Source organism: Paludisphaera sp. (genome assembly GCF_037189885.1).
Lineage (GTDB): Bacteria > Planctomycetota > Planctomycetia > Isosphaerales > Isosphaeraceae > Paludisphaera.
On the sequence record NZ_JBBCIR010000007.1, the window covers coordinates 188778 to 201892 of the forward strand.

Consider the following 13115-nt stretch of genomic DNA (forward strand, 5'->3'; position numbering starts at 1 on the left):
ATAGTATATCGGCAAACTTGATGATAATGCCGATGACCGCACCGCGACCCAAACCCAAATTCGAGCACGAGCGGTTGGATTACCCGTCCGACCGGGTAACGATCAAGATGATCCGTGCCTCAAAGCCTTCCGCTTTCGAGAAGATCGATTCCGATTTCTTCTTCGCAGAAGGCTTGTACAATCCCCGCATAGGAATTGGATGCATGCTTGAGCAGGAGCGTCAGATTGCCCATAGGGCATTCGCCGCCGCCGTGGGGGAGCCCGACCCGTACGCGGATGAGGATTTGAGCCGTAAGGATCTGATTCGCATGCTGACGGATGAGTACAAGCCGCTAGGGCTTAGCTCAGGCATCAAGCATACCGAACAGCTCGTCCGGGACATCGAACGCCAGGCAGTCGCCCAGGCCCACAAGCAACTCGGCCAAAGCCGCTGATCTGCCGGCAGCCTCTCTCCCGCCCGCTGCGCACGAATCCGTGCGCAGCGGGCAAGAATTCCAGCCCCGAACGATGATGGCCCCCATCGCACGCCTGGGCAGGCACGGTGATCCGCCGGGTAGGTGCGACAGAGCCGGACCATGTTCGGAGGGCCATCATGCACCACTTCCCCCGCTCCTACAGCGCTTCTTCCGATCCCGCCTTCGCGCTCATCGTCGCCATCCTGGCGGAATTGCCCCGCCGGGAGCGGAACGAATTGCTCGCCTTCCTGGATTTCTGGCGGGATCTGCCCCGCGAAGACCGGGCGGTGTTCGCCAAGTCGCTCAGGCCCGACTTGAGCGAGGAGGCGGTTGCCCGCCTCAGCGGCGTGTGCACGCGAACGCTTCAGCGTTGGGAGAGATACCAGGCAGTCCGCCCGACGCTGGAGGATTACCGGCATGCGCGGCGGCGGCCCGCGAAGCGGCGCGCCTCATCGAACGGCGCCTGGATCGGCCTGGACGACCCCGCCGCGTAACCCACCGGTGCAAACGAACAGCGATGTCGTCCGCGAAAAACCGAGAGAATCCCTGCAAGCTGTTGCGCGGCAAAGGGTTAATGGCGACACAAGCGTTCCCCTTCGGCCCGTCAATGTCGCAATGAGCCATCGGGTGGCACGGCCGGGGAAAATCGGCCGACCGTGCCACCCGCCACGCGGCGTGCCCGGCAAACGTGGCCAAGGTCCATCGATCAGCCGGGCGGAAGAGGCGTTGCCATGATCCAGCCTCAGCAACCGCCGCTCAGCTCCGTGCTCATCGCGGCTCCGCCATACGCACCGGGATTTGAACCGCTCACCATCCTCGCCCACCCCGCCTGCCTGATGCTGGCCGCGCCAGCGGCCAGCGCCCTTCCGGCGACGCAGGGCGGGCGCATTACGATCAGCATGCCCACTCCGGCCGGCAGCACGGTGGCCGGCTGACGAATCACGGTTTTCCCCCAAACCTCACCGCACACCTTTACCAGAAAGGTGCAACGCCGATGAACCCGATCCGCTTCCTTCGGAGAAACCGCGATGGTCCTGCCGCCGCCGGTGGAGGTGCCGACCGCCAAGGTGCATCTCGATCCCGACAATTTCCGCAAATGCTACGAGCTGGAATCGCTCCAGGCGTCCATCCAGCGATACGGCATCCTCCAACCGCCTGGCCTCTGGGCCGACGCGGCGCGCGATTGCTACTTCGCCATCTGGGGCAATCGCCGCGTGCTCTGCGCGCAGAAGCTCGGCCTGAAAACCATCTGGGCGCGCGTGTTTCCCGGCCCGCTGGAGGACGGCCAGGCGGATATCTACCAACTGATCGAGAACCTGCAACGCGCCGACCTCAAGCCTTCGGAGGAAGCGGCCGGCTACAAATGCCTGATGGAGCGCCAGGGCCTGAACGCCTCCAAGCTGGCGTCGCTGCTCAACGTGTCCAACGGCACGGTGACGAAGAAGCTGGCCCTGCTCAAGCTCACCCCGGCGCTCCTGGCGCGGGTGGACAGCCGCGAGCTGCCGGAAACCTCCGGCTATGAGCTGGCGGCGTTGTCGCCGGAACTGCAAACCCATCTCGCCGAGCAGGTGAAGGGGCCGATCACGCGGAAGCAGGTCCGCACGATGCTCGGCAAGCCTGAAACCCCGGTAACGGAAGACAAGCAACGCAGCCACGCAATCCGCCTGGCTTCGTACCCGCTGAGCGTGCACCGCGGCGTCACGCTCGCCGAGCTGTCCAGGGCGCTGGATGAGTTGAAGCCGGAACTCCAGAAGGCGGATCGATTGGGGATGAGCGTGACGGAATTCGCCAAATCGCTCCGCCGCCCCTCATCCGGCTGATTTCCAACCCGAATGAGTGCCGCGTGCGAATCCCCGCTTCGTCCGGGAGCGGGGATTCCGCGCACGGTTAGTGGCGCACGGCTAGTGACGCGCCTCAATCCTGGAAACTTTTGGAAAGGAAAGTATGAATGCGATACCTCCGCCGGATGGTCTACCTCGGCTGGGTGGCGTGCTGCCGCCTGTGCCTGTCGCTCTCGGTGGTGCTGGCGCTGGCCGGCACGGCGGCGGTGGCCGTCATGTTTCCCATGCCCGCCGCGTTGGTGGGCGGGCTGCTCCTCCTGAAGCGGATGCGGCGCAAATCCACCAGCGGAGCGTACGGCACGGCGCGCTTCGCCGATGCGGCTGATCTCGCCGCCTATGGCATGCTGGGCGGCGTTTTCGGGATTGTCCTGGGCCGCGCCGATCCGGCATTCCGGCCATCCCGGCTACAGCTCATCAAGGGGTTGATGAGCGCGCCGATATCCCGTGCCGACAAGGCGTGCCGTCGTTTCCTGGATAGCCTACGCGGGAAGCATCCGGGTGAGCTGATCCGGCTGCCGGTGTTCACGCACATCGCCGCATTCAGCCCGTCCGGCCGCGGCAAGGGCGTTTCTTACGCCGTCACCAATGCGATGGCGCACTCCGGCTCCTTGGTGGTGAACGATCCGAAGCGGGAGTTGTTTCGGATCACCGCCTGGATTCGCCGGAGATTTTTCGGCCAGCAGGTGGTGCACCTCGACCCGTTCGGGGGCAGCAAGGACACGTTCAACGCGCTGAGCCTGATCCATCCCGATGATCCGCGCGCGCTCGACCAGATCAAGTCGGTGGCCAACGCGATGGTGATCCGCACCGGCCACGAAACCGACCCGCACTGGAACGACAGCGCCGAGCGGTTCCTCTATTCGATCATCGCCTTCGTGGTGGCGCACGGCACGCCGGAAGAGCGCAACCTTCAGACGGTGCAGGACATCCTGGCCAGCCCGGAATCGCTCAAGAACGCTATCGCGGCGATGCAGCGTTCCACCGCCATGGGCGGCATGCTCAAGCGCCTGGGCAACCAACTGACGCATTACCAGGGCGAGGAGCTGTCCTCGGTGCTCACCACCGTGGCGCGGCACTGCGCCTTCCTCGATTCGCTGCCCGTCGCCGCCAGCATGCGCGCCACCTCCTTCGATCCGGCGGGACTGCGGAGCGGCAGCTTAAGCATCTATCTCACCATCCCGGAAGATCAGCTACACACGCAGGCCGCGTTGCTGCGGCTCTGGATCGTCAGTTTGCTCCGCTACCTCACCCGCGACGGCGCCGATGAATCGCGCCCGGTGCTGTTCCTCCTCGATGAAGCTGCGCATATCGGCAGATTTCAGGCGCTGGAGGATGCAATCTCGTTGCTTCGCGGGTACGGCATCAGGCTCTTTTTCTTCTTCCAGAGCGTTTCCCAGCTCAAGGATTGCTTCGGCGAACCGGGCAAGTTCCTGGACAACATGGACACGCAGATTTACTGGGGCCTCAACGATTACGCCAGCGCCGAAGCGGTCAGCAAGCGGCTCGGCAAGGAAACCGTCGTCGTCACCTCCGAAACGGACGGCGATTCCACCTCCAGGCCTATCGGCGGCTCGTTCGGCCAACCGCCGCAGCAAGGCAACTACACGCGGAACCGCTCGAAAACCACCAGCGAAACCGGCCGCGATCTGCTGACGCCGGATGAGATCCTGCGTCTGCCCGAAGACCGCGTGATCGTCACCCACAAAAACATGCCGCCGATCCTGGCAAGGCGGGTGTTTTACTACAACGACCCGGAATTCCAGGGCGGCCCGCCGTTGGGGCGGAACCGGCTGGGTGTGCGCGATGGAGTGCGCTGCCTGCTGATGCTCGGCGTGGCCGCGATGTATGCGCTGGGGATGATCCTGCTGCTGGAAGAGCGGCAGGGCAGCCCCGCGATGCAACGCCCTGTTTCCGCCGGCCAGGCGAAAAAGAGCGGCAAGCTGCCGCCGTACCGGAACGCTTACCGGCGCTAGCCGGCGAGTCGGACGCTTCGTTCCCCCTTCCCTCACCAGGAGACGCAACGATGGCCGAGAAGGCACCGCAAAACGAGCAGCAAATGGAGCAGCCCAGGCAAAGCCTGGTCGGGCAGGCGCTGGATGCCGGCAAGGCGGTCGTGATGGGCATCCGCGCCGCCGCCCATCCCATCCTGAAGGACGGCACCATTGAAGCCGCATTCCGCCAGGGCGCGGATGAGATCGGAGCGGCGCTCAAGGCCTTCCCCGATTCCATCCAGTGCACCGAAATCGGCTCCATCCTCAACCCCACTTCGGCGGAAATCGCCCGCGAAAGCGGCGTGTTCGACCGCGATCAGCAGCCCGATCACGGGCTGGACGCGCAGCCCATGCACCAGGAACGCGGCGGGCGCGGCCGCTGACAGCCGCCGCCGCATGGACGCGCCGATTGGCCACGGAGGGCTTCCTTCCCTTTTGCATCAGGAGCTTGCTTCAATGCCATCGCCATTCCGACCGGTGCTTTGCCCGCTCATCGCTTTGGCCGTGCTGGCCGCGCCAGCCGCTGCGCAGCAGGCCAAATTCCCCGCCACGCCGAAGGATGCCGCCTGGGTGAAGGTCAAGGAGCGGATGGACCAATCCGCATTTGCCTGCCTGAGTGCGGCCGACCCCACGCTGAAGCAGCATCTTGATCCGGTGTTCGCCGATGCCAGGGCCGCGGCCAGGCCGTTCGCGGAAGAACTGCTCGGGTGGCGCGGCAAGGCCATCTACCTGGATTGCCTGACGCAACCGGCGTTCAAGCAGATGGATCGCAAGCTCTACGATTGGTTCGGCCTCGGCAATGCCGGGCGCTGGCTGCCGCCGGAAGTGGATTCGCTCCTGCCCGACCCGTTCCACACCCACATCCGATGCGAGCTGGAATCCAAGGTGATCGGCGTCAGCCGCCTGCGCAAGGCGGTGGATGCCGCGATGGCCGATTACGCCGCCAAGCTGGAGGCGGAAGAAAACCGGCTGATCGTCGCGCTCCGCGCCGATGTGCCCGATGACGCGCTGGCCGGCAAGCTGGTTTTGCCCGTCCTGCCGCCTTTCGCCACGGCCTGCCCGGCGATGGATGCCGCGGTGGAGGCGGTCGCCTCATCCGCCCGCACCGATGTCGGCGTGCTCATCAGCCGCGAAGCCGCTTCCTGGTTCCTCGGAAACAAGGCCGGGGAATTGCTGAACCGCAGGGACGATCATTTCATCAAGAAAACGGCCATTAACCTGATGGCCGGCAAAACGGTGGATGACACGCTGAAAGGCGCCATCGACATCAGCGGCTATGACCCGGAAGCGCGCATCATCGGCCATGTGCACACCGCGCTCGATCAGCTCCAATCGCTGCTCCTGGAAGGCGACGCCGATGAGCGCGAGTTGTACCGGGGCCTGTACACGTTTTCCATCGATTACCCGGACGCGGAGGTGCGGGAAGCCTGCGCCAAGGCGCTCAAGGCCCTGGAACGAAACGGCAATCCCGGCCTGCGGGTGCTGATGGAGGCCATGTACAACCGCCGGGGGGTGGCGCTGCATTTCGCGCTCTACCGGCAGGTATACGGCCCTGACGCGGACACCTCCCGCCTCTATGGCATCGATCCGGCGAAATCCACCCCGCGCGGCGACATCCTGAAATTCGCCAAGGCCGTGCTCGACGATTACCAGGAGGATTGACCATGCGTTTCCGAGCGATTCCCATCCTGTCGGTGATTGCCTGCCTGGCGTTGGGTAGCACCGCCAGGGCCGATCGAACGAAGGCCGCACGCGAAGCGGCGGAATACCTGCTCAAGAAGTTTGGCGCCAAAGCCGCGGGCGAAGGCGCGGAACAGCTCGGTATCCGCATTGCGGGCGCGGCTTCCCGGCACGGCGATGACGCGATTCACGCCGTGCGAGCGGTCGGCGCCAAGGCCATCACGCTCGCCGATGACGCCGGCGAGCACGGGGCGAAGGTGATGCGGCTGCTGGCGCGCCATGGGGATGAGGCGGCCGAGCTGCTGGCCCGGCCGCAAGGCATGCGGCTGTTCGCCCGATACGGCGATGACGCGGCGGAGGCGCTGCTTCGCCACAAAGGTATCGCGGAACCGGTGCTGGAGGAGTTCGGCACGCCGGCCGTGCGTGCAATGAGAGCCATCGGCCCGCAAAGCGGCCGGCGGCTGGCGATGCTGGCCGAAGGCGGCGAGCTGGAGGCCATCGGCCGCACGCCGGAGCTGATGGGCGTGATCGCGCGCTTCGGCGACGGCGCCATGAAATTCATCTGGGAGCACAAGAAGGAATTGGCCGGCGCCGCCGCGCTGACGGCGTTTCTCAACGATCCGGCGCCCTTCATCGACGGTGCCAAGGAATTGGCGGTGGCGGTGGTGGCGCCGGTCGTCGCCGGCACGGTACAGGTGGCTGATTCGGTGGCCAGGGAAGCGATTGCCCCGCTGGCGGCGGCGACCGGCAAGGCGATCGAAGAAACCGCCCATGCGAGCGTCCGGCCGCTGGCCATGCTGCTGGCGGCGGCCGGCGGGATGGGGCTGCTCACGCTCGCGCTCAAGCTTCACGGTTGGCCGAAGCGGGGCGCAGGCGGGGTTTCCGGCAAGGCAAACACCTCAACCGCAACCGAGTAACGCGGCGCCCGGCGCCGCATGGCTGCCGGAATCCACCGCCGGGCGGAGCCTACCCGATCTGCCCGGCACGCCCACCGCGCGCATTGGAGGGCTGAAACCCATGATTCCGCCGCATGTAGGGACCACGCCCGAAATCCATGAAGCGGCCGTCCGCATCGCCCGGCAGTGCCGCAGCATCGTGCAGACGTGTTTGAGGGAAGAGGAATGGGCCGATGCCGATCGGGAATTCTATCTGATCGCCCGGCGTGAGCTGGAGGCGCTGAAACCGGCCACGCCAGCCGGCCCATCCGGCCGGTAACGCGCAGCTTACAGCCGTTCCAAACCGGGAGAAAGCACCATGAGCGACACGCCAACCTGGAGCGAAGCGGAGCGGAAGGGCAAGGAGCGCGAGCTGTTCGATACCGCCAACCGCGTGCAATACCGTCGGTATCTGGAAGCCAACGCGCTCGATCCGGTGGTGGCGCTGCAGCCGGCCGAGCGCGTGAAAGAGGTGTATTTCCGCGAAGCGGAGAAAGACTGGCCGGAATTCCAGCGCGTGGCCGCGAGCCGGCCGGAATCGGAGGTCCGCTACGCGCTGGGACAGTTCCAGGCGCAGGAAGCGGCATTGGGGCCGGAAAAGCCGATCACGCTGATGGACGCGCTACAGGCCCATGGGATCTTCCCCCTACTCACCGCGCACCAGGATTCGGTCCCGCACGCTTCCGCCGGCGCGGAAACGCCCGGCGTGGCGACACCCGGCAGCCCCATTCGCGATACGACACGCGGCCTGATCAACGCGGTCTGCCTGGATTGCTGGCCGAGCCTCGCCAGCATCGCGGATTTCGGCCTCGACAGCCAAGCGCATTACGAAGCGCTCTACTACCCGCTACGCAACGGGGAAATCAGCCCGGAAGCCCTGGATGCCGCGCTCGGCCACGGCGAAAAGCTCACCGCGCTGGCGCGGAATGCACCAAGCAACCCGCACAAGGGCGTGTCGTTTTATACATCCTGGGATGTGATGTTCGGCCGCAAGGCGCCGGACGCGCCGGAATCCGGGCGGGCGCGGACGGGCGGCTCTCCACCGGAGCCGGAACCGCGGCATACGCGCGGAACGCGGCGGCGGTAGCCGCCGCTCCTTCAGTTCACCGCGCCATGCTTCATCGAACGATGATGGAGAGGAATGCCATGTCCGACGTGCAACTGGAAGCGGCACCGGCCGATCGCGCCGCGATCCTCGCGGAATTCATGGCCAGGCATCCGCCCGCCACCGTCACCCATGCGATGGCGCTGCGCCTGGCCAAGCAGTGCCGCGCCCGGATCGACGCTCATCTGGGCGAAGGCGAAGCGGCCGAACTGGACCGGGATTTTTACACCGCCATCGGCTCCGGCCTGGAGGAGCTGGCGGCCTTGGGCGCGTTCCTGGATAGGGAGGAGGAAACCGCCTTGCGAACGCATATCCGGCACCGCGCCCATCGGCGCAGCTTGTCGCGGGAAGCCTTCATGACGGCGGGTTTGTGGACCGCGATCATGCTCCTGGCCATCGTCGCGCACTGGGCGTGCGGCTTCCGCATGCCAGCCTTTGGATTCTTCCTGGTCACCGCCGAAGCGAGCGCGCTGGCCGTGCTGCTCTGGGAAACCGTCAACGCGCGGGAGGCCAGGAGGAGGCGATGAGCGCCAAGGCATTGACTGCACGCGAGGAAACGCCGCCGCCCTGCGCCGTGCGGCGGCGGCGTTTCAGGCCCCGAGGAAATCACCCTGCCTTTCAAGCCATGCGGAGGGCACATGTTCACCTGGCGGACGCTTCGGGCCGGCGACGGCCGGATTGAAACCATCGACGCCTGGGAAACGCTCGCGGCGGTGATCTGGGAGATGGCCTGCACCTCCTGGGAAGACCCGGGCAATCATTGCCTGTCTTACGTGGTGGATGACGCCGGCCAGGTGGTGGCCACCGCCCTTTTCGGCCCGGAGGAATCGCTGCTCGTCACGATCAGCGACGGCAGGCGGCTTCGCCTGCCCATGCCGGAATTCTATCGTCCCGAAACGCCCTGCGCGCAGGATGACCACGCCGGATTCTGACGGAGCCCGCCCATCATGAGCACCGACACCACGCCGCTGCTGATTTCGGCGGCGGAGCTGGCCAGCCTGCTTGGGATCTCGGAACGGACGCTTTGGCGCCTGCTATCGGCAGGGAGGCTGCCGCAGCCCCTGCGGCTGGGCCGCAATACCCGGTGGCGCTCGGACGAAATCCGGCGCTGGATCGATTCCGGCTGCCCGGACCCCGGGTGCCCGGTGGCCGGCAGGTGAGCGGATTCGGCCTGGCGCGAATCCCACCCCTCCGTTACCGTGGATCAGGCACCTTTCCTCCGGCGGAGCCGTCATCATGGCGTCTGTCTTCAAGAAGAGCCGCGACAAGGGCAAGAAAAACAAACCCTGGTGGATCGAGTATGTGGACGCCGACGGCAAACGCGCTTACGCCAAGGGTTTCACCGACAAGGGGCTGACCGAACAGCTCGCGGCGAAGCTCGAAAACGAAGTGCTCCTGCGGCGGTGCGGCATGATCGATCCGACGCAGGAGCGTTTGCTTGCCATCAGGCAGGCGCCGATCCAGGAGCACCTGGCCGCGTTTGAGCGGTCGCTGGAAAACACGACGCCCAAGCACCGGAAGCTCACCATGACGCGCGTGCGGCGGCTGGTGGACGCCTGCGGCTTCGCCACGCTGGGGGAGCTTGAAGCGGAAGCGGTGGAAAACGCGCTCAAAACCATCCGCCGGGAAGAGAATCTGGGGGCGCGCACCTACAACCACTACCTCCAGGCGATGGATGAATTCGGCAAGTGGCTGGCGGCGAGCAGGCGCCTGGCCGCCAATCCGGTGGCCGGCATCGACCGGCTGAACGCCGAAACCGACGTGCGCCACAAGCGCCGGGCGCTGACGCCGGAGGAGCTTTCCCGGCTGGTGGCGTCCGCGCGGGAAAGCGGCCGCGAGATCCAGGGCTACAGCGGCGAATGGCGGGCGCGGGTGTATCTCATGTCCTTTCTGACCGGGCTCCGGCGCGCGGAGCTGGCCAGCCTGACGCCGCGCAGCTTCCAGCTCCATGCCGCCCAGCCGATCCTGAAGGTGCGGGCCGCCTGCTCCAAGCACCGCCGGGAAGACACGCTGCCGATGCACCCGGAATTGGTGGCGATGGTGTCGGATTGGATTGCAGGCATGGACGCCGATCAGGCGCTCTTCCCCCGGCTGGACCGGAAGAAAACTTGGCTGATGGTGAAGCTCGATCTGGAGCGGATCGGCATCGCGTACGAAACGCCGGACGGCATCGCCGATTTCCACGCGGCCGGGCGGCACAGCCATGTGACGGGGCTGCTCCGAAACGGCGCCACCCTGGTGGAAGCCAAGGAGCTTGCCCGGCACGCGGACGTGCGGATGACGATGAAGTACACCCATATCGGCCTGGAGGACCAGGCGGCGGCGCTGGCCGGGCTGCCGCTCCCCAAGCCATCGGCAGACGCCGATCGGTCGGAAATGGGTCGGGATTCGGGCGGCGCCGTGGGACAGGAGCTGTCAGCGGTTGGCACGGAAGCCGGACCGGAGCCAGAGAAGGAAAACGACGAAACCCCTGCCGGAGCAGGGGTTTCGTCGTTTCCTGTCAGTGCCAGTCAGGAGCTGGCGGTTGACGTAACTAGTGGAGGCGGCGGGAATTGCACCCGCGTCCCGAGAAGCTTTGGCGAGGGCCTCTACGTGCGTAGTCGATCGTTTGATTGTCGGCGTCGGGGCCCCGGTCGACAGGGTCCCTTTCGGCTTAGCTCGTCATGGTTTTAGCCTGGGCCTCAACAAGCGGCTTGGCTCAAGCGATCCCGAATTGTCGTCCCTGGCCGGGCCTCTCGGGAGAAGGCTCGTCGCAGGGCCGGTCGCTGTTTTCAGGCAGCGAGACGGAGACCAACAGTGTTGTTGGCAGTTAAGTTTCGGTCGGCTTTTTACGAGGCCTGCTGACCAACCTCGGCACGCCACCGTTCACCTAGGACATCCGGTCGATCCTGGTTCGCCCCCGTTGGAGTCGACTCGGAGGTGGGCCGAGGGAGGAAATCCTGCGGCTTCCCCGAGCCATTTCATTATCAACCATACGGGCCCGGGGTCAAGTTGGTTCGGCCGTTCGACCGGCCTTTCTCGATTTTCGCCGCGCGTCTATCATGGGCGCGGCGAGGGCTCGGGCCCGAAGCCGGACGATGAAGGACCGAACCGCGTCGACTGTCGAGGGATCGCGCGATGCCGCCTACCTGGGATCAGATCCAGCGCGCCGCCTATGAGCGTTGGGAGCGTCGGGAGTGGGCCCACGGGGCGGATCGCGAGGACTGGGCCGCCGCCGAGATGGACGTGGCGCACCAGCTCGACTATCGCGCTGCGGCCGAGTATCCGCTGGCCGCCGACGAGTTGGTCGTGGTGGGGTCGCGGCCCCGCCCCGCGTGCCGGTTCTGCGAGCGATCCGCCCCGCGCGCCAAGTTCTCGCGTCCCAGGCCGATCGTCCCCGAGGTCGTCGCGCCGACCATGCTCGCCACCGCCGAGATCTGCGACGAATGCCACGAGCAGTTCGCCGGGTCGATCGACGCCGATTTCGGCCGCTTCTGGCAATCGCTCGCGGCGGAAGGGGGCGAGGCCCCGGCGACGGTCCCCGTCGGCGCGTACAAGGCGATGGTCCGCATGGCCGTCGCCGTGATGCCGCCGCGCGAGCTGCAGCACTTCACCGACACCATCGAATGGGTCGGCAACCCAGACCACGAGTTCGACGGCACGCTCTTCTCCGGGATTGCGTGCCTGGCGTATCGCACCCGCCACCCCTACGGCGCGCCCTGGGTGGCGCTCTCGCGGCGGATCGACGCGGACGCCCCCCTGCCCTACGCCATCTTCGCGATGGCCTGGGGCCGAACCGTCGTCGAGGTCGCGCCGCCGCTGTGCGCCAAGGACCAGGACCACGACGGCGTCGCGCTCCGCCCGCGCGGTCGGTCGTTCACCACCGGCTTCGGCCGCGAGATGGCCGCCGCCGAGAGCCGCGTCCTGCCGCTGGAAGTCGTCGAACGCCCCAGGCGGCGTCGCATGCGGCTGTTCGCCTGAGCCGGGCGGGGACGCGATGCCCATCTACGAAGTCACCGAATCGGCCATCCGCAAGCTCGACGAGACCAGCTTTGGCGCGGCTGGGTTCAGGGAGCGGTCGGACTTGTAGCGGCTGCTCCGCGAGAACATCGGGGTCGTCTCCCCCGACACGCTAGTGATCGCGGAGGAATTCAGCGATTGGGAGGAGTCCCGGCGTCGGATCGACCTCCTCGGGATCGACCGGGACGCCAACCTCGTCGTCATCGAATTGAAGCGGACCGAGGACGGCGGGCACATGGAGCTGCAAGCCATCCGCTACGCCGCGATGGTCTCCACACTGACCTTCGGTAAGGTGGTCGAGGTCTATGCCGACCACCTGCGACGGCTGGGCCGGGACACCGACGCCCGGGCCTCCCTGCTCGAGTTCCTTGGTTGGGAGGAGGAGGACGAGGAATCGTTCGGCCAGGAGGTCCGCGTCGTCCTGGCCTCGGCGGAGTTCTCCAAGGAGCTGACCACCGCCGTCCTCTGGCTCAACGAGCACGGCCTGGACATTCGATGCGTCCGCATGCGGCCGTACCTTCCTGGGGAGGGCCGACGCATCCTGGTCGATGTCCAGCAGGTGATCCCCCTGCCCGAGACCGCCGCCTATCAGGTGCGGGTCCGGGAGAAGGAGCAGGAGAGCCGCCGCGAGCGTGCCGAGCGCCACGAGATTCGAAGACGATTCTGGCATGGTCTTCTGGCCCATGCCGCGGCGAAGACGCCGCTCCACGGCGATATCTCGCCGGGCGATGCCGGTTGGATCAGCACCGGGGCCGGCATGCGGGGCCTGACGTTCAACTATGTGATCGGCAAGGGCAGCGGAAGGGTCGAGCTGTACGTCGACCGGGGCGCGGACGAGGGCGAGGCTAACAAGCGCATCTTCGACCGCTTGCTGAACCGGAAGGGCGAGATCGAAGCGGTTTTCGGCGGCGATCTCGCATGGCAACGGCTCGACAGCCGGCGTAGCTGCCGGATCGCGTATACCGTGGACGTTGGCGGCTGGCGGAGTGATGAATCGCGGTGGCCGGAGGTTCAGGAGGCCATGATCGACGGCATGATCCGCCTTGAGAGGGCCTTGCGGCCCCATATCACGGGATTGAGGTCCGAGGCCGTCTGAGGCGCGGCCAGGT

General features: G+C 66.3%; 16 protein-coding genes and 1 other RNA gene. 15 read left to right on the top strand and 2 right to left on the bottom strand.

What is annotated here, in order from left to right; all coding sequences use genetic code 11:
- Positions 1-32 precede the first annotated feature (32 nt).
- From WG209_RS03260 to WG209_RS03320, 13 genes are all read left to right on the top strand, one after another.
- Positions 33-434: a hypothetical protein gene (locus WG209_RS03260; protein WP_337173567.1), complete on the top strand. Its 402-nt coding sequence runs from the start codon at positions 33-35 to the stop codon at positions 432-434.
- Between the two features lie 158 nt (positions 435-592).
- Complete coding sequence (locus WG209_RS03265; RefSeq protein ID WP_337173568.1) at positions 593-949, top strand: hypothetical protein; 357 nt, start codon at positions 593-595, stop codon at positions 947-949.
- Positions 950-1186: 237 nt separating this feature from the next.
- Positions 1187-1390, top strand: coding sequence for a hypothetical protein (locus WG209_RS03270; protein WP_337173569.1), 204 nt, complete (start codon positions 1187-1189; stop codon positions 1388-1390).
- Positions 1391-1483: 93 nt separating this feature from the next.
- A complete protein-coding gene (locus WG209_RS03275) occupies positions 1484-2275 on the top strand; it encodes a ParB/RepB/Spo0J family partition protein (RefSeq protein WP_337173570.1) in 792 nt (263 codons plus the stop codon).
- 128 nt (positions 2276-2403) lie between these two features.
- Positions 2404-4269 carry a type IV secretory system conjugative DNA transfer family protein gene (locus WG209_RS03280; RefSeq protein ID WP_337173571.1) on the top strand — a complete coding sequence of 622 codons (1866 nt, stop codon included), beginning with the start codon at positions 2404-2406 and terminating at the stop codon, positions 4267-4269.
- 50 nt (positions 4270-4319) lie between these two features.
- A complete protein-coding gene (locus tag WG209_RS03285) occupies positions 4320-4670 on the top strand; it encodes a hypothetical protein (RefSeq protein ID WP_337173572.1) in 351 nt (116 codons plus the stop codon).
- 73 nt (positions 4671-4743) lie between these two features.
- Positions 4744-5949, top strand: coding sequence for a hypothetical protein (locus tag WG209_RS03290; RefSeq protein WP_337173573.1), 1206 nt, complete (start codon positions 4744-4746; stop codon positions 5947-5949).
- A 2-nt stretch (positions 5950-5951) separates the two neighbouring features.
- Positions 5952-6884, top strand: coding sequence for a hypothetical protein (locus WG209_RS03295; RefSeq protein ID WP_337173574.1), 933 nt, complete (start codon positions 5952-5954; stop codon positions 6882-6884).
- Positions 6885-6984: 100 nt separating this feature from the next.
- Positions 6985-7182, top strand: a complete 198-nt coding sequence (locus WG209_RS03300) for a hypothetical protein (RefSeq protein ID WP_337173575.1) — start codon at positions 6985-6987, stop codon at positions 7180-7182.
- Between the two features lie 39 nt (positions 7183-7221).
- Positions 7222-7989, top strand: a complete 768-nt coding sequence (locus tag WG209_RS03305) for a hypothetical protein (protein WP_337173576.1) — start codon at positions 7222-7224, stop codon at positions 7987-7989.
- A 59-nt stretch (positions 7990-8048) separates the two neighbouring features.
- Positions 8049-8534: a hypothetical protein gene (locus tag WG209_RS03310; protein WP_337173577.1), complete on the top strand. Its 486-nt coding sequence runs from the start codon at positions 8049-8051 to the stop codon at positions 8532-8534.
- 111 nt (positions 8535-8645) lie between these two features.
- On the top strand, positions 8646-8939 hold the full coding sequence (locus WG209_RS03315; RefSeq protein ID WP_337173578.1) for a hypothetical protein: 294 nt from the start codon (positions 8646-8648) through the stop codon (positions 8937-8939).
- Between the two features lie 15 nt (positions 8940-8954).
- Entirely contained in the window at positions 8955-9167 is a 213-nt protein-coding gene (locus WG209_RS03320; RefSeq protein WP_337173579.1) for a helix-turn-helix domain-containing protein, read from the top strand.
- Between the two features lie 34 nt (positions 9168-9201).
- Here the strand turns inward: WG209_RS03320 and WG209_RS03325 are convergent, their stop codons facing one another.
- Together WG209_RS03325 and ssrA are read right to left on the bottom strand one after the other, a co-directional pair.
- Complete coding sequence (locus tag WG209_RS03325; protein WP_337173580.1) at positions 9202-10212, bottom strand: hypothetical protein; 1011 nt, start codon at positions 10210-10212, stop codon at positions 9202-9204.
- Positions 10213-10541: 329 nt separating this feature from the next.
- Positions 10542-10908: a transfer-messenger RNA gene (gene ssrA / locus WG209_RS03330) on the bottom strand.
- A gap of 216 nt (positions 10909-11124) precedes the next feature.
- Between ssrA and WG209_RS03335 the strand changes: the two genes are divergently transcribed.
- Together WG209_RS03335 and WG209_RS03340 are read left to right on the top strand one after the other, a co-directional pair.
- Positions 11125-11967, top strand: a complete 843-nt coding sequence (locus WG209_RS03335) for a DUF2934 domain-containing protein (RefSeq protein WP_337173581.1) — start codon at positions 11125-11127, stop codon at positions 11965-11967.
- A 154-nt stretch (positions 11968-12121) separates the two neighbouring features.
- Positions 12122-13102, top strand: coding sequence for a DUF4268 domain-containing protein (locus WG209_RS03340; RefSeq protein ID WP_337173582.1), 981 nt, complete (start codon positions 12122-12124; stop codon positions 13100-13102).
- Positions 13103-13115 lie beyond the last annotated feature (13 nt).

Excerpts from the sequence above, each read along its gene's own strand:
- WG209_RS03335 (WP_337173581.1), top strand. The coding sequence starts at position 11,125 with ATGCCGCCTACCTGGGATCAGATCCAGCGCGCCGCCTATGAGCGTTGG.
- WG209_RS03290 (WP_337173573.1), top strand. The coding sequence starts at position 4,744 with ATGCCATCGCCATTCCGACCGGTGCTTTGCCCGCTCATCGCTTTGGCC.
- WG209_RS03325 (WP_337173580.1), bottom strand. The coding sequence starts at position 10,212 with ATGGCTGTGCCGCCCGGCCGCGTGGAAATCGGCGATGCCGTCCGGCGT.
- WG209_RS03300 (WP_337173575.1), top strand. The coding sequence starts at position 6,985 with ATGATTCCGCCGCATGTAGGGACCACGCCCGAAATCCATGAAGCGGCC.
- WG209_RS03265 (WP_337173568.1), top strand. The coding sequence starts at position 593 with ATGCACCACTTCCCCCGCTCCTACAGCGCTTCTTCCGATCCCGCCTTC.
- WG209_RS03280 (WP_337173571.1), top strand. The coding sequence starts at position 2,404 with ATGCGATACCTCCGCCGGATGGTCTACCTCGGCTGGGTGGCGTGCTGC.
- WG209_RS03305 (WP_337173576.1), top strand. The coding sequence starts at position 7,222 with ATGAGCGACACGCCAACCTGGAGCGAAGCGGAGCGGAAGGGCAAGGAG.
- WG209_RS03295 (WP_337173574.1), top strand. The coding sequence starts at position 5,952 with ATGCGTTTCCGAGCGATTCCCATCCTGTCGGTGATTGCCTGCCTGGCG.
- WG209_RS03285 (WP_337173572.1), top strand. The coding sequence starts at position 4,320 with ATGGCCGAGAAGGCACCGCAAAACGAGCAGCAAATGGAGCAGCCCAGG.
- WG209_RS03260 (WP_337173567.1), top strand. The coding sequence starts at position 33 with ATGACCGCACCGCGACCCAAACCCAAATTCGAGCACGAGCGGTTGGAT.
- WG209_RS03275 (WP_337173570.1), top strand. The coding sequence starts at position 1,484 with ATGGTCCTGCCGCCGCCGGTGGAGGTGCCGACCGCCAAGGTGCATCTC.
- WG209_RS03320 (WP_337173579.1), top strand. The coding sequence starts at position 8,955 with ATGAGCACCGACACCACGCCGCTGCTGATTTCGGCGGCGGAGCTGGCC.
- WG209_RS03270 (WP_337173569.1), top strand. The coding sequence starts at position 1,187 with ATGATCCAGCCTCAGCAACCGCCGCTCAGCTCCGTGCTCATCGCGGCT.
- WG209_RS03315 (WP_337173578.1), top strand. The coding sequence starts at position 8,646 with ATGTTCACCTGGCGGACGCTTCGGGCCGGCGACGGCCGGATTGAAACC.
- WG209_RS03310 (WP_337173577.1), top strand. The coding sequence starts at position 8,049 with ATGTCCGACGTGCAACTGGAAGCGGCACCGGCCGATCGCGCCGCGATC.